This is a genomic window from Candidatus Vallotiella hemipterorum (genome assembly GCF_910593725.1).
Lineage (GTDB): Bacteria > Pseudomonadota > Gammaproteobacteria > Burkholderiales > Burkholderiaceae > Mycetohabitans > Mycetohabitans hemipterorum.
In genome coordinates, this window is sequence record NZ_OU343031.1 from 695,588 (window position 1) to 713,074 (window position 17,487).

Annotated in this window: 13 protein-coding genes and 1 pseudogene; 11 read left to right on the top strand and 3 right to left on the bottom strand. The window is 44.2% G+C overall.

Features of this window, described 5'->3' with window-relative positions; translation table 11 throughout:
* The first annotated feature begins 109 nt into the window (after positions 1-109).
* On the top strand, positions 110-715 hold the full coding sequence (locus KW136_RS02340; RefSeq protein WP_216796873.1) for an NUDIX domain-containing protein: 606 nt from the start codon (positions 110-112) through the stop codon (positions 713-715).
* A gap of 120 nt (positions 716-835) precedes the next feature.
* Here KW136_RS02340 and KW136_RS02345 read toward each other — a convergent pair whose 3' ends face one another.
* The 3 genes from KW136_RS02345 to KW136_RS02355 form a co-directional block, all read right to left on the bottom strand.
* Positions 836-2,056, bottom strand: a complete 1,221-nt coding sequence (locus tag KW136_RS02345) for a DUF2863 family protein (protein ID WP_216796875.1) — start codon at positions 2,054-2,056, stop codon at positions 836-838.
* 520 nt (positions 2,057-2,576) lie between these two features.
* Positions 2,577-5,294, bottom strand: coding sequence for an aconitate hydratase AcnA (gene acnA, locus KW136_RS02350; protein WP_216796877.1), 2,718 nt, complete (start codon positions 5,292-5,294; stop codon positions 2,577-2,579).
* A gap of 795 nt (positions 5,295-6,089) precedes the next feature.
* Positions 6,090-7,073: a malate dehydrogenase gene (locus tag KW136_RS02355; RefSeq protein ID WP_216796879.1), complete on the bottom strand. Its 984-nt coding sequence runs from the start codon at positions 7,071-7,073 to the stop codon at positions 6,090-6,092.
* 368 nt (positions 7,074-7,441) lie between these two features.
* Here KW136_RS02355 and KW136_RS02360 point away from each other — a divergent pair.
* The 10 genes and pseudogenes from KW136_RS02360 (at position 7,442) to leuB (ending at position 17,177) form a co-directional block, all read left to right on the top strand.
* A pseudogene (locus KW136_RS02360) lies at positions 7,442-8,181 on the top strand (GntR family transcriptional regulator).
* A 161-nt stretch (positions 8,182-8,342) separates the two neighbouring features.
* Complete coding sequence (gene sdhC / locus KW136_RS02365) at positions 8,343-8,753, top strand: succinate dehydrogenase, cytochrome b556 subunit (RefSeq protein WP_216796881.1); 411 nt, start codon at positions 8,343-8,345, stop codon at positions 8,751-8,753.
* Positions 8,754-9,122: a succinate dehydrogenase, hydrophobic membrane anchor protein gene (sdhD, locus tag KW136_RS02370; protein ID WP_216796883.1), complete on the top strand. Its 369-nt coding sequence runs from the start codon at positions 8,754-8,756 to the stop codon at positions 9,120-9,122.
* Positions 9,123-9,126: 4 nt separating this feature from the next.
* Positions 9,127-10,902: a succinate dehydrogenase flavoprotein subunit gene (gene sdhA, locus KW136_RS02375; protein WP_216797446.1), complete on the top strand. Its 1,776-nt coding sequence runs from the start codon at positions 9,127-9,129 to the stop codon at positions 10,900-10,902.
* Between the two features lie 30 nt (positions 10,903-10,932).
* On the top strand, positions 10,933-11,637 hold the full coding sequence (locus KW136_RS02380) for a succinate dehydrogenase iron-sulfur subunit (protein WP_216796885.1): 705 nt from the start codon (positions 10,933-10,935) through the stop codon (positions 11,635-11,637).
* A 7-nt stretch (positions 11,638-11,644) separates the two neighbouring features.
* Positions 11,645-11,914, top strand: coding sequence for an FAD assembly factor SdhE (locus KW136_RS02385; protein ID WP_216796886.1), 270 nt, complete (start codon positions 11,645-11,647; stop codon positions 11,912-11,914).
* 54 nt (positions 11,915-11,968) lie between these two features.
* Positions 11,969-13,270, top strand: a complete 1,302-nt coding sequence (gene gltA / locus KW136_RS02390; RefSeq protein ID WP_216796887.1) for a citrate synthase — start codon at positions 11,969-11,971, stop codon at positions 13,268-13,270.
* Between the two features lie 473 nt (positions 13,271-13,743).
* Positions 13,744-15,153: a 3-isopropylmalate dehydratase large subunit gene (leuC, locus tag KW136_RS02395; RefSeq protein WP_216796889.1), complete on the top strand. Its 1,410-nt coding sequence runs from the start codon at positions 13,744-13,746 to the stop codon at positions 15,151-15,153.
* Positions 15,154-15,391: 238 nt separating this feature from the next.
* A complete protein-coding gene (gene leuD / locus KW136_RS02400; protein WP_216796891.1) occupies positions 15,392-16,045 on the top strand; it encodes a 3-isopropylmalate dehydratase small subunit in 654 nt (217 codons plus the stop codon).
* A gap of 58 nt (positions 16,046-16,103) precedes the next feature.
* A complete protein-coding gene (gene leuB / locus KW136_RS02405) occupies positions 16,104-17,177 on the top strand; it encodes a 3-isopropylmalate dehydrogenase (protein WP_216796893.1) in 1,074 nt (357 codons plus the stop codon).
* Positions 17,178-17,487: the final 310 nt, after the last annotated feature.

A 17,487-nucleotide genomic window follows, 5' to 3' on the forward strand; every position in this document is an offset into this window, starting at 1 on the left:
GTTACAATCGTTTATTTTCCTTGTATTTTAGAGTTTATTTAGCATATAGCGTCAAGCAGAGTGCATCTCTTCAATTAGACGCCACTTAACGCTATTTAAAAGGCGCGATGTGAAATGTATTAAGACCAGAGACACCCATCTAAATGAGATTTATCTCGATGGGCAAACTGTATATCAAAGCAATTTTTTAATACTAAAACGCGATATTGTACAGTTACCAGATGGTAAAACAGCTACTCGCGAGTTTATTAAACATCCCGGGGCAGCAATGGTATTGCCCATATTGAATGATGGACGCGTGATAATGCAACGCCAATATCGTTATCCGATGAATCATGTGATGCTAGAGTTCCCAGCTGGAAAACTTAATGTTCAGGAAGAGTCGCTTGAATGCGCCCAACGTGAACTACGAGAAGAAACTGGTTATCACTCAAACGAGTTTATTTACTTAACTCGAATCCATCCGGTTATTGCATATTCAACTGAATTTATTGACTTATATTTGGCGTATGGACTTACTCCGGGAGAGCCTCAATTAGATGATGGTGAGTTTTTAGAAACAATTATTGTTGAACTAGCACAGCTGTACGAGTGGATCCAGTCTGGAAAAATCAGTGACGTTAAGACAATTATTGGCGCGTTCTGGCTAGAAAAAATTCTGACTGGCGTATGGCCAAAGGTATGGCCAAAAAATTCTACACCTACACAAACCTAATACCTAAAAAGAACAGATTAAGTATGCTGTAGAGTGCAACACCTTACAAAGGGTAAATAGTATAAAAAACAAAAAACTGATTTAGAGATACGCATATAACAATAGACTAGACCGTCAATATCAGTGAAAGTGTGGTTGCGTTTCCTCAGCATCTTCAGGCATTTCAGCATGAACAATCTCACCAAGTGGATTAGCATAGAGCGGTACACCACAATCGTCGCAATATTCTGGCTCAAAGCAAGCTGCATGACGACGGATATCAGTAACTCCGATATCTTTGAGTAATCCAACAATTTTGTCAAGGATACCGATCGCCGGATCTTCTATAGAAGGCACTTCATTTTCTGAGTTAAAATCGCTGGTTTCACGGCCGTATAAAGGCCATACGACACCATAAATTACATCATTATTACCTCGCCTGGTAAAAGCTATTCTATATTCATCTACCTGTCGTTCTCCGAAACCTGCAATAACCGCACGTAGTTTATCTGGTTTGGCAATAATTGTGTCGCCTAGATACCTAACTGCGCTTCGTATAGTATGTGGGCGAATTTTTTCATCTGCGTGACGGCAGGCCGAGTAATATGCGTCTGGTAGTAGGCAGTCAAACTCGCAACCAGGTAGAATACCCGGAAAATTTGCTCTACCCTGAGCACGCCATTTTTCTAAGCATTGTCCTCGCTTGATGCGTACACTACTGCTATCTTCTTCCTGCCATCGGAATAACGGCTCGCCAGCTGGCGTAGCAACTACAGATATTAGGAAGCGAGGATCAGCAAGGATAAGCGACGTTTCTTGTGGATCATTAGGCTTTAGATTGATTTCACACCCAAAAAGTGCAGCTTGTCCAAGTTTTTGAACAAGCTGAAACGTTTCAGCATGGTGGCGAGGTAATTGATCGATACTATATAAATATGGCGCTAAAGCAGATCGAGCCCGCATTGCAAAGACGTGTTCTTGTAACTGAGCACGCAGCGCATTAACAATATTGTTTTTTAGCGGGCCGGATGGGATCATATAACGAGTCCAAGTTAATACTGGTGCCGCAATAAGCAGTATACAATATGATTGACCATCGTGATCCATATAAGTCGATTCACTATGAGTCTCCGCTAGGTCGGCAAGAGTACCATAGACATCCGAATGTTTTTTTCGCAAATAATCTAAAGCCACATCTAGTGTTGTTTGATTTCTATTACGAATCACTTTTTTGATTAGCTCATCAAGCTTTACTTCCCAAAAACGATCTTCAATTCGGCTTCCGGATGCGAAAAGCGCCAGTGATAAATCTATAAGTTTGTCGGCATCAGGTGAGAGATGTTTATCGATACGCGAGCGCATAATATGCCAATTAAAATACGAAAAACCCTTTGATTATAGTCTGGATCTGATCTAACAGCACATTTTCTATCCTAAGTTGAAACGGATGTTTGTGCAATGCGGTGTTTACTAATGCAGTGCGTTTAAAAATCTAGCAGTAACTAATATGGTGCTCTTACTAGCATACACAATAAGAGATATTAATCTGGCATCTTTTACTAAAAGATAAATAACTAAAAACTATCTTTAGTTAAGAGCCTGATAATAAGAATGCGGCATATACTGCGGTTATGGATTAACATCTCTTTGCGAGCTCTGTCTGTTATACAGAGCTCGCAAAGAGATGTTAAGTTTAAATTTATTAGAAATAAGCTGGCTTACATAAGATTTGCGTATCGCAGCTGATTGTCGATACGCAGTCAAAAAGCCTGATGGAATTAGGTTGCGGCTAAGTGAAATATTAATCTACTTTTAGGGTACAGTAATATTATATTTACTGTACCCGTACAGTATAGTTTAGGGATAGTTTATGGTGAACGGATTATATGTCTAATAACTGACGAAGCACGAACGGCAAAATTCCACCATGCCTATAATAGGCGATCTCGATCGGCGTATCAATACGCAAAATCACCGGTACTTTTTTTAAATCCCCGCCCTTCTCTCGGACTACTAATGTAACTTCCTGTTGTGGCTTTAGCTCCGCTGTGAGGCCTTCAATATCGTAGGTTTCTTCACCCGTAATACCAAGCGATAAAGTGCTCTCCTTATTCTTAAACTGTAACGGTAGGATACCCATACCCGCTAAGTTTGAACGGTGAATGCGCTCGAAGCTACACGCTATGACTGCTTTTACGCCGAGTAGGTAGGTGCCTTTAGCCGCCCAGTCACGCGAGGAACCGGTACCGTACTCTTCGCCAGCAAATATAATGGTTGGCGTGCCTACGGCAATATACCTCATTGCGGCATCATAGATGGACATCTGTTCGCCACTCGGCTGATAGATAGTAAATCCGCCTTCTACTTGGGTGCTGTTGAGCTGAGTCGGAATTATTAGATTCTTGATCCGCACATTAGCAAATGTGCCGCGCACCATCACATCATGATTTCCACGCCGTGAGCCATAACTATTAAAATCAGCTTTTTGAACACCGTTAGCTTTTAACCAGCAGCCTGCCGGAGACTCTTCCTTAATTAATCCAGCTGGGCTGATATGGTCTGTCGTCACTGAATCGCCAAAGATTCCCAATGCTCGAGCGTTCTTGATTGATCCAATCTGAGTAAGTGGCTGCATCGAAAAATTCTTGCCGAAAAACGGTGGTTCGGCAATATAAGTAGACTTTGGCCAGCTATAGACTTGGCCTTTATCACCCCGAATTTGACTCCATAAGTCATCTTGTTGCGTCAACTGCGCATAGTTTTTTATAAACTTTTTTGCATCTAACGCATGCTTAAGGAGCCTATTAATCTCTTTGCTGGAGGGCCAGATATCACCTAAGTAGATATCTCGTCCACCACTTCCTTGACCAACTGGTTCGGTCATCAGGTTGCGTGTGATCGTACCAGCAATAGCGTATGCAACTACTAGAGGTGGCGAAGCAAGAAAGTTCGCTCGAATATTTGGGTGGATCCGTGCTTCGAAATTACGGTTACCTGATAGCACCGCAGTAGCGACTATGTCATGCTTAGTAATTGCATAGTTAAGTGGTAAAGTTAAGTCACCAGCATTACCGATACAAGTCGTACAGCCATATGCTGCAACCGAGAAGCCGAGCTTCTCTAAGAATAGCAGTAAACCAGTATCGCTTAGATACTGTGTAACAATTCTTGATCCTGGTGCGAGTGATGTTTTTATATGCGGCGCTACTACCAAGCCTGCATTAACCGCCGCTCTTGCAAGCAAGCCAGCGGAAATTAACAGACTTGGATTTGATGTATTCGTGCATGAAGTAATGGCAGCGATTAATACATCGCCATTCTTTAACTCGATGCCATCAGTAGTCTTGTATACCTTACTCAGGTCATCAGCGTTCTTTGAAAAACCATTTTGTGAGACAGGCAGCGAAAATAATTCAGCGAACGTACTCTTTACGCTGCTAATTTCAATCCGGTCTTGTGGGCGTTTTGGGCCGGCAAGTGACGGCGTACATGTTCTTAAGTCCAGCGATAGCGTTTTTGTATAGTCAATCTGATTGGTGCTTGGAATTCCGTATAAACCCTGTATCTTCAAGTAGTTTTCTAACTCAGTTATTTCTTTTTTAGTCCGGCCGGTTCCTTTAAAGTAATCAATCGTTTTATCGTCAACTGAGAAGAAACCCATAGTTGCACCATACTCTGGCGCCATATTGGCGATCGTAGCGCGATCTGGCAGCGTTAACGATTTAGTACCTTCTCCAAAGAATTCGACGAACTTTCCAACTACTTTCTCCTTACGCAACATCTCGGTAATGGTTAGTACTAGATCCGTCGCAGTTACGCCTTCTCGCAGCTGGCCCTTAAGTTCAACGCCGACTACATCAGGTGTTAGGAAATATACTGGCTGACCAAGCATACCTGCCTCAGCTTCGATACCACCTACGCCCCAGCCGACTACGCCAATACCGTTGATCATTGTTGTATGGCTATCTGTACCTACGAGCGTATCAGGGTAGTAGAGTATACTATTATCAAGGTTCTTCTTATGCATGCCCCGAGCTAAGTATTCTAAATTTACTTGATGTACGATTCCTACACCTGGCGGTATAACTTTAAAGGTATTAAATGCTTGCATACCCCACTTCATAAACTGGTAGCGCTCTTTATTGCGCTCAAACTCTAGCCGCATGTTTAGGCTTAGAGAATCTTTCTGCCGGAAATAGTCAATCTGTACTGAATGGTCTACAACTAGATCGACCGGCACTAAAGGCTCGATGCACTTCGGATTCTTACCGGCGCGCTGTGCGACACTGCGCATTGCCGCAAGATCAGCTAGAAGCGGTACCCCAGTGAAATCTTGTAATATGATTCGTGATACGAGAAATGGAATTTCATTAGTGCGCACGGCATCTGGTTGCCACCGCGCTAACTGTTCGACATGCTCCTCGCTAATCTTTTTACCATCGTAATTACGCAACACAGATTCGAGCACAATACGAATGGACACAGGTAATCGGTCGATTTGAATATTAAGGGCTTTTCCAAGCTGTGGTAATGAATAATATTGACCTTTACCTAAGCCACTATCGAATGTCTTAAGCGTTTTATAAAGATTATGGGCCATGATGTTTCCTTTGTGCGCATGGATTATTAATTAAGTCATGATGCAACTCAATTTAGCGCCCTCATTAACGGGGACCGATGCAAAGCAGTCTTAGTACGGTAAGACGTCAATAATAATGGTTCGGTACTTGTTAGTAGAGCGATGCTCGAGATTAGCGAGGAAAACTGTGAGTTAGAAAATTAACGGGTAGTCTTACTACTATCTAGTATCAGTAATAAGCTAGACTAGCTTAGATTAGTCATCGAGCTTTACTTATTGATAGTGTATAGCACGCTAAGTGCGCACAAATTATGCCCGGCGGGCTACTAGTATTAGTAATAAGCAGCGCTATATAAGCCCAGATAGAGTACTTCCTAGAACCTACAAGAGAGTATTTTATCAGGAGGTTTAGCTACGCGCCCTCCTAAAGCAAGGGCGGTATTAACGGGACAGTTTATCCTAGACCAGTTGTCGATGTTGATCGGCATCAAGCACGATTTGTGCGTTTGATACTGCCTAGCGTCGCTTAGGCGCCCCCGATAGATTCGGACATTAACCTCTTTTAGTGCTTTAGTCCAAATTGACGCTGTCGACTATTAGTAAAAAACATATTAATCTGTATCTATAAACTGAATAAATGCTGTCTCGGCTAATATTTTTTCTGTGATAACAGCTGCGGTTTTTTAGAAGTGATGAGCATGACCGATTGCATACTCTAATGCAACTAGAAAGAGTTTTGCATTAGCAAAAATAGCGCTTTTAGCTGTTGAAGAATAAAGTAACGGGTGTCAAGATATATATTGTTAATATTCTATCTTAGCTAAGCGTTAGCTTGATACTATTACGCTCCTCAAGTAGCTCGCTAAGCGAGATGTCCATCTTCTCGCGAGAGAAAGTATCTATCTCAAGATCCTGAACGCGCTTATATTCGCCTTTTTCAGTAATTACCGGCACGCCATAGACGATATCTTCTGGGATGTGGTATGAGCCGTCTGACGGCACGCCCATCGTGACCCACTTACCATTAGATCCAAGGATCCAGTCTCGAATATGATCAATTACCGCATTAGACGCAGATGCAGCCGACGATAATCCGCGAGCTTGAATAATTGCAGTTCCGCGCTTACTTACTGTTGGTATAAAAACGTTTCGGTTCCATTTATCATCGTCAATAAGTTGAGTTAGTAAATGTCCCTCAGCTGTTGCAAAGCGGAAATCTGGGTACATTGTCGGCGAATGGTTGCCCCATACTATAAGTTTATCGATAGAGCTGACCGGCTTTCTAGCTTTATCGGCCAGTTGCGATATCGCTCGATTATAATCAAGACGAAGCATTGAAGTGAAGTTTTTCTTAGGTAGGTCCGGCGCCGACTGCATTGCGATATAGGCATTAGTATTAGCTGGATTGCCTACTACTAGTACTTTTACATCGCGGCTACTAACCTCATTGAGTGCGCGACCCTGCTCGGCGAAAATCCCTGCGTTTACCGATAATAAGTCTTTGCGCTCCATGCCTTTAGAGCGAGCGCGAGCACCAACTAGTATTGCGATATCTGCATCCTTAAATGCAACTTTTAGATTGTCTGTTACTACTACGTTAGAAAGTAGCGGGAAAGCACAATCTGCAAGCTCCATCACCACGCCATGTACGGCATTCTGCGCCTGTAGAAGATCCTGTAACTGTAAGATGATAGGCTGATCTTTACCAAGTAGGTCACCATTTGCGATACGAAATAGCAGTGAGTAATTAATTTGACCTGCTGCGCCGGTGACGGCAATGCGTTTAGCGGGCTTAGGCATTGTTGATAAATCTCCAGGACTAGACTTTAACGCAACAAAGAACGCTGTTAAGCATGCTGAAAAGCTCTTCTAGATCATGTTTTATCGGACCATTCACGTATGTCGGTGAAATGTGCTTTATTTATCTACATAAGCGTCTGTTGGAATATAGTAATTACGTTCATACAGAATATAGCGCGCCAGTAAATGTTGGCTCTCTCACATTGTTCAATAATTATCTTAGGAGACAAGGTATGCAAAGTCAACCCTATCTTATATAGGATATAGGATATATAAGGTAAAATATAGACCGTTTAGTGCTTTTCATGCTGAAATAACATCATGTATTCGATCTATATGAGTCCAGGCAGCACGACCAATAGCACTGAGTGCAGTCTGGCTGTATCCTTGCCCACGTTTATAGCCCACTTCATCAACAAATTAAGACATTTATCACTCAAAGTTTAGAGTGGGGTGGAGTAAAAACCAGGTGCAATTATCCTGAGTGAAGTAGAGCTGGCTGCTCGATATAAAGTTAGCCAAGGCACCGTGCGCAGGGCAAGTGACGGGCTAGCCTCTAGTCATCTACTTGTACGACGACAGGGTAAAGGTACATTCGTGTCGATCAATAATAAAGAGCATATTCAATTCTATTTCTTACGGTTGATGCCTGACCAGGGCAAGCCACAGCCCTATAAGAATCGCCTGTTAGAGGTGCGTCGTTTGCGTGCACCGGCTGAGATTGCTCGACGTCTGGAACTTAAGCATGCGGCCCCCGGTAGTGCTGGTCAAGTGTGTGATTTAGTTCGAGGTTAAACCAATGGTGCTCGATGAGATCTGGCTACCTGGTGCGATGTTTCGAGGGCTCACGCTAGAACAACTGTCCGAGTATAAATGGGCTCCGTGTGCAATGTTCAAAACTGATTTCAGTACGTGGATAGTTCGTGCGTCTGAGAAAATCCGTGCGATCTCTGCTAATGCGGTAGTAGCAAAACTACTAGGTATCCAAGCTGCTTATCCACTACTATCGATTGATCGTGTGTCGTACACGTACGGTGATCGGCCGATAGAGGTGCAGCAGGGCTGGTATGTGACATCTAAATATTTGTACCAAAACGATTTAAGCTAACAAGAAGTCAGTGCTACTAACAAACACCTACCGTTGCATATATAGTAGAGTAATAGCGGAACGCCCACGTTTAGAAGAATATGCGCGGCGTAATATTGTTGCGATGCAACGTAAAAAAGGCGTGACATCATGGATTGATGTCTTAATTTGGGGGTCTAGTAATGGCTAAAGCCGCGAAAGAATCAAGACCAGAGTACCGGAACATCAATATTCGCCAAATACTAATGTTGAGGCTACCGCTCGCTGGATGCGTGTCTATCCTGCATCGCATAAGTGGTGCCCTTCTGTTCCTGCTACTACCTCTCTCCCTGTATATATTTGAGCAGAGTCTTACTTCGAAGCTTAGCTTTGCATTCCTGAAGGCCTGCTTTTCCCATCCCTTAGTTAATCTCATCGCACTGGTGTTGTCCTGGGCATACCTATTTCACTTCTGCGCTGGACTGCGTCACCTGATGCTAGACATGCGCTGTGCACTTACAAAGCAAGGCAGCAAACAAACGTCGATCGTCGTGTTCATGGTGTCGTCGGTACTTACAATTGCTATCGCTCTCAAATTGTTTGGAGCTTTTTAAATGTCGACTAATCACCGAATTGGTGCGAAGCGCCTAATAGTTGGTGCTCATTATGGCCTGCGTGACTGGATTGTTCAGCGGGCAACGGCGGCAACTATAGCGATCTATACAGTTATTCTACTAGTCTATTTCTTCTCGGCTGGCAACTTCTCATATGCTGGTTGGACAGCTATTTTTTCAACCCAATGGATGAGGCTCGCGACATTTGTTATGTTCATCGCGCTTTTCTACCATGCCTGGATTGGTATACGCGATATTTGGATGGATTACGTTAAGCCAACCGGTGTTCGCCTCGTACTGCACGTATTAACAATTATCTGGCTCGTTGCATGTGCAGGCTATGCTGTACAGATTCTCTGGAGAGTTTAAAGGCATGATTGCAATCAAGAGTTCGCTGGTACGTCGTAAGTTCGACGTGGTCATTGTCGGCGCGGGCGGCTCTGGGATGCGTGCATCTCTGCAACTCTCGCAGGCTGGTTTATCAGTCGCCGTGCTCTCTAAGGTCTTCCCGACCCGCTCGCATACAGTAGCTGCACAAGGCGGAATCGGCGCATCACTTGGTAATATGAGTGAAGATAACTGGCACTACCATTTTTATGACACGATTAAAGGATCAGACTGGCTTGGCGATCAGGATGCGATCGAGTTTATGTGCCGCGAGGCGCCGGGCGCGGTCTACGAACTTGAGCACTTAGGAATGCCTTTCGACCGAAACCCGGATGGCACGATTTATCAACGACCGTTCGGCGGACATACCGTGAACTATGGCGAGAAGCCAGTACAGCGTGCTTGTTCAGCTGCGGATCGTACCGGTCATGCACTTTTGCATACTCTATACCAACAGAATGTGCAAGCTAAAACGCATTTCTTTATCGAATGGATGGCGCTAGACCTTATTCGTGACGCTGAGGGCGATGTACTTGGTGTGACTGCGCTCGAGATAGAAACTAGTGATCTCTACCTTTTAGAGGGTAAGTGTACGCTATTCGCAACCGGTGGAGCTGGACGCATCTTTAATGCTTCAACTAATGCTTTTATTAATACTGGTGATGGCTTAGGGATGGCTGCGCGAGCTAGCATTGCACTGCAGGATATGGAATTCTGGCAATTTCATCCGACTGGTGTTGCCGGTGCAGGAGTACTAATTACGGAAGGGGTACGAGGGGAGGGAGGTATCCTACGAAATATAAATGGCGAGCGCTTTATGGAGCGCTATGCGCCAATACTAAAGGATTTAGCACCGCGTGACTTTGTTGCACGATCTATGGATCAAGAAATTAAAGAGGGTCGGGGTTGTGGTGTAAATAAAGATTATGTGCTGCTAGATTTATCTCATATTGGTTCGGAAACGATCATGAAGCGTTTGCCGTCAATTCGTGAGATCGCGCTAAAATTTGCAAACGTCGATGCAATTAAAGAACCAATCCCGGTTGTTCCAACCATTCATTACCAGATGGGCGGCATCCCAACAAACCTTCATGGCCAGGTCCTGGGTACCCCAAGAGGGTACGAAGAGCTAGTAAATGGCTTCTACGCAGTCGGAGAGTGCTCGTGCGTATCAGTACATGGTGCGAATCGGCTTGGTACTAATTCGTTGTTAGACCTCGTGGTGTTCGGCCGAGCGGCTGGCAACCATATTATCAAGCACATAAAAGATATAAAAGATCATAAGCCGCTTCCGGTCGACGCAGGGGATCTTTCGTTATCACGTCTGGCTAAGCTCGAGGCCTCCTCGTCTGGTGAGTGCACGCACTCGGTAGCAGCAGATATACGAAAGACAATGCAGCGGTATGCTGGTGTATTCCGAACCTCTAAGTTGCTTACCGAAGGTGTCAAGAAAATCCAAGAAGTGTGCGTTCGTGCTGACGCCCTGCATCTAAAAGATAAGTCTCAAGTATTTAATACTGCACGGGTCGAGGCGCTTGAACTAGCTAATTTAACCGAAGTTGCTCGAGCGACACTAGTATCGGCCGAAGCACGCAAGGAAAGCCGGGGCGCACACGCGCAGAGTGACTACGAGCTACGTGATGATAAAAATTGGCTATGTCACACGCTATGGTTTAGCGAAGGAAACCGTCTCAACTACAAACCGGTTCGTATGAAACCATTAACAGTCGACCCAGTTCCTCCCAAACCACGGACTTTCTGAGCGATACGCGCTAACCTAAAAGAGACGAATATGGCGAAACGTATTTTCGAGATTTACCGATACGATCCAGATAAAGATTCTGCACCACGCATGCAGATATATGAGATTGATCTCAACTCACACAATCGAATGCTTCTTGATGCTCTAATTAAGCTGAAATCAATCGATGAGACCATCTCTTTTCGGCGCTCATGCCGCGAAGGCGTATGCGGTTCAGATGCAATGAATATCAATGGAAAAAACGGACTAGCGTGCTTAACAAATCTAAATGAGTTGCCAAATAAGATTGTTCTTCGCCCTCTGCCAGGGCTACCAGTTATGCGCGACTTAATTGTTGATTGTACGCAGTTCTTTAATCAATATTACTCAATCAAGCCGTACTTAATTAATAATACGCCACCCCCTGAAAAAGAGAGATTGCAGTCGCCTGAGGAACGTGATGAGCTCGACGGCTTATACGAGTGCATTCTATGTGCGAGCTGCTCTACATCATGCCCTAGTTTTTGGTGGAATCCAGATAAGTTTGTTGGCCCAGCAGGTTTGCTGCAAGCGTATAGGTTTATTGCCGATAGCCGAGACCAGGCAACCAGCGAGCGGCTAGACAACCTAGAGGACCCGTATCGTTTGTTCCGTTGCCACACGATTATGAACTGCGTCGACGTATGTCCGAAAGGGCTCAATCCGACTAAAGCAATTGGCAAGATTAAGGAATTAATGCTGCGCCGGGCAGTTTAAAGTAGGCATGTCATCAACTCATCATAGTAACCCCCCGCGTCTCGCTCGGCTTCGCTGGCGCGCGAGACGCGGGCTTTTAGAAAACGATCTGATTTTAGAGCGTTTTTTTAACCAATATCTACATACGCTTAGCGATGCAGATATTGGGGCTCTTACGCAACTGCTCGAGCTATCCGATCATGAATTAATGAACTTGTTGCTCTCACGTAGCGAACTCAGCGCACAATTTACTCGACCTGACGTGGTACGCGTATTGGGTTGGCTACGCACGGTGTGAGTCATGCATTGTGATATCGAAAATTGTTTCCTATACTACGACTGAGGATGTGCCATGACCCCGTCAGACGTTAAAGCCACGCTCTCATTTAGCGACAATTCGACAAGTATCGAGTTGCCAATTTATAAAGGTACGATGGGCCCAGATGTAATCGATATCCGTAAGCTATACGGTCAGACCGGAAAATTTACGTATGACCCTGGATTCATGTCTACTGCGTCCTGTAATTCTTCAATCACTTATATTGATGGTGATCAGGGTGAGCTACTGTATCGTGGCTACTCAATTTATGAGCTAGCGCAGAATGTAGATTTCCTTGAGACTTGTTATGTACTACTTAAGGGCAATTTGCCAAAAAAACAGCAAAAGCAAGAATTTGTTAAAACTGTATCAAAGCACACAATGGTTCACGAGCAAATGCAGTTTTTCTTCCGAGGCTTCCACCGAGATGCGCATCCGATGGCGATTCTAACAGCGGCTATGGGTGCGTTGTCAGCGTTCTACCATGATTCATTAAATATTAATGATCTTCATCATCGTGATATATCGGCAATTCGTATAATTGCAAAAATGCCGACGCTTGTCGCGATGGTCTATAAGTATAGTATTGGACAGTCGTTCGTCTATCCGCGTAACGATCTGTCGTATAGTGCGAATTTCATGCATATGATGTTCGCTAACCAATGTGAGGAATACTGCTTCAGCGATGTTCTGGTACGCGCACTAGATCGCATTCTAATCTTGCACGCTGACCATGAGCAAAATGCATCAACATCAACTGTACGGCTAGCTGGCTCGTCTGGTGCCAATCCATTCGCATGTATTGCCGCTGGTATCGCCTGCCTATGGGGTCCATCACATGGTGGTGCTAATGAAGCATCGCTGAACATGCTTGAAGAAATCGGATCCCCAAACAAAATTCCAGAATTTATTAAGCAGGTCAAAGATAAAAACTCCGGCGTTAAGCTAATGGGTTTTGGTCACCGGGTATATAAAAACTATGATCCCCGCGCCAAATTAATGCGTGAGACATGCTACGAAGTGCTCGACGAGCTTGGCTTGTGCAACGATCCACTATTCAAATTAGCGATGCAATTAGAGAAAATTGCTCTTGAAGATGAGTATTTTGTCTCACGCAAGCTATATCCAAATGTAGACTTTTACTCTGGCATTGTGCAGCGCGCTCTAGGTATCCCAACACCGATGTTCACGTGTATCTTCGCGATGGCTAGAACAGTGGGCTGGATTGCACAATGGAGCGAGATGATTTCGGAGCCAGAGCAAAAAATAGGGCGTCCGCGCCAATTATTTATTGGCCATACTCCACGCGCAGTTAAGAAGAGCGGCTCTTGGTAAGACAGGCCTTATTCTTATAAAAATTTTTTTAAGATAGTTTATATTTCATAGATTTATAAAATAGTTAGTCTACGTGAGCTAAATATTAAGATAGCGTATGTTGAAATTACTAGTAATTATCAGTAGTCTAGGGGGTAAAGCGATGGTGTACTTTTTATGACAAATGTACGCTTTAAGCTTAGAGCTATTATTTATATAGAGCATAAGCTATTTGGTGAAGCAGTGTGCGGAGCAACGCATACATCTGCCGTACTTGTGCTGCAGTAAGCTACCCTAGTACATCAATAATAAGTGTCTAGTATTTATCCGGGTATTTCGAGTATCACTACAGTACTATACTCTTATACTTCTTTAGTTAAAGAGATGAGGAATAGCTTCGTACTACTGACATAATCTGTTATGTAAATCCATGTAACTTGACTTACTCCGTTTCTTCAATATCACTGTCCAGCCCCGACTTTAAACTAAACGTTATGCTCCAGACCCTGTATGACAAACTGTGGGCTTCGCACGTCGTCCATACCGAGGAAGATGGTACTACCCTGTTATATATCGATCGGCACTTATTGCATGAAGTTACTTCGCCACAAGCATTCGAAGGCTTGAAACTTGCGCGTCGACCAGTATGGCGTACCAGTGCGAATCTAGCGGTATCAGATCATAACGTACCGACTACAGATCGTAGCTCTGGTATTTCCGATCCGATATCTAGACTACAGGTTAATACGTTAGACGCTAATTGCGACGCTTATGGTATTACGCAATTTAAGATGAACGACCAGCGGCAGGGTATTGTTCATATTATTGGGCCGGAGCAGGGAGCAACGTTGCCTGGCATGACTATCGTCTGTGGTGATTCACATACATCAACGCACGGCGCGTTTGGTGCACTAGCACATGGGATTGGTACTTCCGAGGTTGAGCATGTACTTGCTACCCAGACTTTGCTGCAGAAGAAAAGCAAGAATATGCTGATCAAAGTCGATGGTAAATTACCATATGGATGTTCGGCGAAGGATATTGTGCTTGCAATTATTGGACTCATTGGTACAGCGGGTGGTACAGGCTATGCGATTGAATTCTGCGGCCTGACAATCCGTTCGCTCTCGATGGAGAGTCGTATGACGGTATGTAACATGGCTATTGAGGCTGGTGCTCGTGCTGGAATGATAGCGGTTGATGACACAACAATTCATTATTTACACGGACGTCCATTTTCCCCTAAGGGTGCTGCGTTTGAACAAGCTGCGCGCTATTGGCGAACGTTTCGTTCTGATGAGGGCGCATACTTTGATCATATCGTCGAGATAAGTGTTTTACAGCTTGTACCCCAAGTCACTTGGGGTACCTCACCAGAGATGGTGACGTCTGTTGATAAGCGAGTACCAAATCCGAGGCAAGAGAAAGACCGGGTTAAGCGTGATGCGATGGAGCGGGCGCTTCAGTACATGGCGCTAAAACCTGATATGCCAATTGAGTCAATAAAGCTAGATAAAGTTTTTATTGGTTCTTGTACAAATGCACGTATCGAAGACCTTCGATCCGCTGCAAACGTAGTCCGAAAGTTTCGGCAAGGCATTTCGAAGGGCATTCGGCAGGCGCTAGTTGTACCGGGCTCTGGACTAGTAAAGGCACAGGCTGAGCGTGAGGGGCTTGATAAAGTATTTAAAGAGGCTGGATTTGAATGGCGCGCTCCCGGTTGCTCCATGTGTTTAGCGATGAACGCAGATCAACTGGAACCAGGCGAGCGATGCGCATCGACATCGAATCGTAATTTCGAGGGACGTCAGGGTAATGGGGGGCGTACTCATTTAGTTAGTCCAGAGATGGCGGCAGCAGCCGCCATCTCTGGACATTTTTTTGATGTGCGTCAGCTAGTTTAAAGCGCTGTACAGAGCACAAAAATAAACCTATTTTTATAAGGTGAGTTGGGGGTAGTTTCGGCAATAACCAGCTACTACCTCTTAATCCTTGGCTTTAGTTAAGGTAAGACATGCATATATCCGGCGCGATCTCTAAAAAAAGCTCAGACTTACGTAAGTTGCATCGACAGGGGATTGCGCAAGGGTTTAATGCCTGTAACGTTAAGCCTGACCTGATTTAATCAAGTTCAAGGAAGTTATGGAAAAATTTACAGTTCATACTGGTATTGTTGTACCCCTTGATCGCGAGAATGTTGATACTGATGCCATCATTCCAAAGCAGTTCCTAAAATCGATTAAACGTACGGGATTTGGTCCTAATCTATTCGATGAATGGCGCTACCTAGATCATGGAGAGCCATGCCTAGATTGTTCTGGGCGGCCTCTAAATCCAGATTTCGTGCTTAATTGGCCGCGATACCAAGGCGCCTCAATCTTGCTTGCACGCCAGAACTTTGGTTGTGGTAGTTCGCGCGAACACGCGCCTTGGGCATTGCAGCAGTACGGCTTCCGGGCAATTATTGCACCCTACTTTGCAGATATATTTTTTAATAATTGCTTTAAGAATGGTCTGCTACCAATTATTTTACCTACCTCTGATGTACAGAGGCTATTTAATGATACCGCTACATTTAACGGCTTCCAGCTAACAATTGATCTAAATCAGCAGCAAGTACGAACCTTATGTGGTCGTGACAGATTCGATTTTGATATCGCACCGTTTCGTAAATACTGTTTACTTAACGGTTTCGATGATATTGATCTGACTCTGCGTCATAGTCAGCGGATTACTCAGTTTGAGGCTAAACGATTAGCCCATCAACCATGGCTAACTAACAAACTTATCAGTTAAAACAGTGCCTATCTCTATATGTTTTATCTTTTGGTAGAATTCTCTTGGAATGTAATCTATGAAGATTGCTATCTTGCCTGGTGATGGAATTGGTCCAGAAATCATTACCGAGGCAGTAAAAGTGCTCAAAGCGCTCGACGAGCATTTTGAACTAGAACTGGCATCTGTAGGTGGTGCTGCCTACAAAGAAAGTGGGCATCCTTTACCTGACGCTACGCTAGCTCTGGCTAAACACGCTGACGCAATTCTATTTGGCGCGGTTGGTGATTGGAGATACGATAAGCTTGAGCGCGTGTTACGCCCGGAGCAAGCAATTCTTGGATTGCGAAGGCACTTACAGCTGTTCGCAAACTTTCGTCCAGCGATATGCTTTCCAGAACTGACAGGTGCGTCGTCACTAAAAACAGAAATTATTTCTGGACTAGACATCTTGATTGTACGCGAACTAAATGGCGATATTTACTTTGGTCAGCCTCGTGGGCTTCGTAATGCGCCTGATGGTCTATTCTATGGTAGTCGTGAAGGTTTCGACACAATGCGTTATTCAGAGCCGGAAGTCCGACAAATTGGACATGTAGCCTTTCGGGCAGCGAGAAAGCGTGCAAAGCATTTAACATCAATTGATAAGGCTAATGTGCTAGAGACGTCGCAGTTATGGAGGAGTGTCATGACTGATTTAGCGATCGAATATCCAGATGTAAAACTATCGCATATGTATGTTGATAATGCTGCAATGCAACTAGTAAAAGCACCAAAAGCTTTCGATGTAATCGTGACAGGTAATATGTTTGGCGATATCTTATCTGACGAGGCTGCAATGCTAACTGGCTCTATTGGCATGTTACCATCTGCATCGCTTGATGCTAATAATAAGGGCTTATATGAGCCATCACATGGTTCGGCACCGGATATTGCGGGAAAAGGCATAGCTAATCCGCTGGCAACGATCCTATCTGCCGCAATGATGTTACGTTATTCACTATCGCGACCTGAACAGGCCGATAGGATTGAGGACGCAGTTAAGCATGTACTCGCACAACGCTATCGCACTCTAGATATTATTACGCCGGGTTGTAGGCAAGTTAGTACAAGCGAAATGGGAAATGCGATTATCGAGGCATTACATCAATAAAGCCGTTCAGTGGGCTTTATATAGGATGCAAGTTACTGAATTAGCATGTTTTTTAAACAATTTTAGCATCGTCTGCCCTCGACGATTTCATATATAATGTTCTAAAATATTTGAGTTTTACCCAAAAAAGCTTAGTTGCTATGCATAGCATAGCAACGCGCTACATTGGGTGTTTTGTTGGAACAGCTACCATTATTCTCACTCGTAAAACGATCAAAACTTGATCGTGTCTAGTTATGTCCACCTTATATATTCTAAGCACCCATACTGGAGGGAGATGGGTTCTTAGAATAATTGATCTCAAAGGCGA

What these genes read in the sequence shown, in the direction of transcription:
- KW136_RS02345 (WP_216796875.1), bottom strand. Translation starts at nt 2,056, where the DNA reads ATGCGCTCGCGTATCGATAAACATCTCTCACCTGATGCCGACAAACTT.
- acnA (WP_216796877.1), bottom strand. Translation starts at nt 5,294, where the DNA reads ATGGCCCATAATCTTTATAAAACGCTTAAGACATTCGATAGTGGCTTA.
- KW136_RS02355 (WP_216796879.1), bottom strand. Translation starts at nt 7,073, where the DNA reads ATGCCTAAGCCCGCTAAACGCATTGCCGTCACCGGCGCAGCAGGTCAA.
- sdhC (WP_216796881.1), top strand. Translation starts at nt 8,343, where the DNA reads ATGGCTAAAGCCGCGAAAGAATCAAGACCAGAGTACCGGAACATCAAT.
- sdhD (WP_216796883.1), top strand. Translation starts at nt 8,754, where the DNA reads ATGTCGACTAATCACCGAATTGGTGCGAAGCGCCTAATAGTTGGTGCT.
- sdhA (WP_216797446.1), top strand. Translation starts at nt 9,127, where the DNA reads ATGATTGCAATCAAGAGTTCGCTGGTACGTCGTAAGTTCGACGTGGTC.
- KW136_RS02380 (WP_216796885.1), top strand. Translation starts at nt 10,933, where the DNA reads ATGGCGAAACGTATTTTCGAGATTTACCGATACGATCCAGATAAAGAT.
- KW136_RS02385 (WP_216796886.1), top strand. Translation starts at nt 11,645, where the DNA reads ATGTCATCAACTCATCATAGTAACCCCCCGCGTCTCGCTCGGCTTCGC.
- gltA (WP_216796887.1), top strand. Translation starts at nt 11,969, where the DNA reads ATGACCCCGTCAGACGTTAAAGCCACGCTCTCATTTAGCGACAATTCG.
- leuC (WP_216796889.1), top strand. Translation starts at nt 13,744, where the DNA reads ATGCTCCAGACCCTGTATGACAAACTGTGGGCTTCGCACGTCGTCCAT.
- leuD (WP_216796891.1), top strand. Translation starts at nt 15,392, where the DNA reads ATGGAAAAATTTACAGTTCATACTGGTATTGTTGTACCCCTTGATCGC.
- leuB (WP_216796893.1), top strand. Translation starts at nt 16,104, where the DNA reads ATGAAGATTGCTATCTTGCCTGGTGATGGAATTGGTCCAGAAATCATT.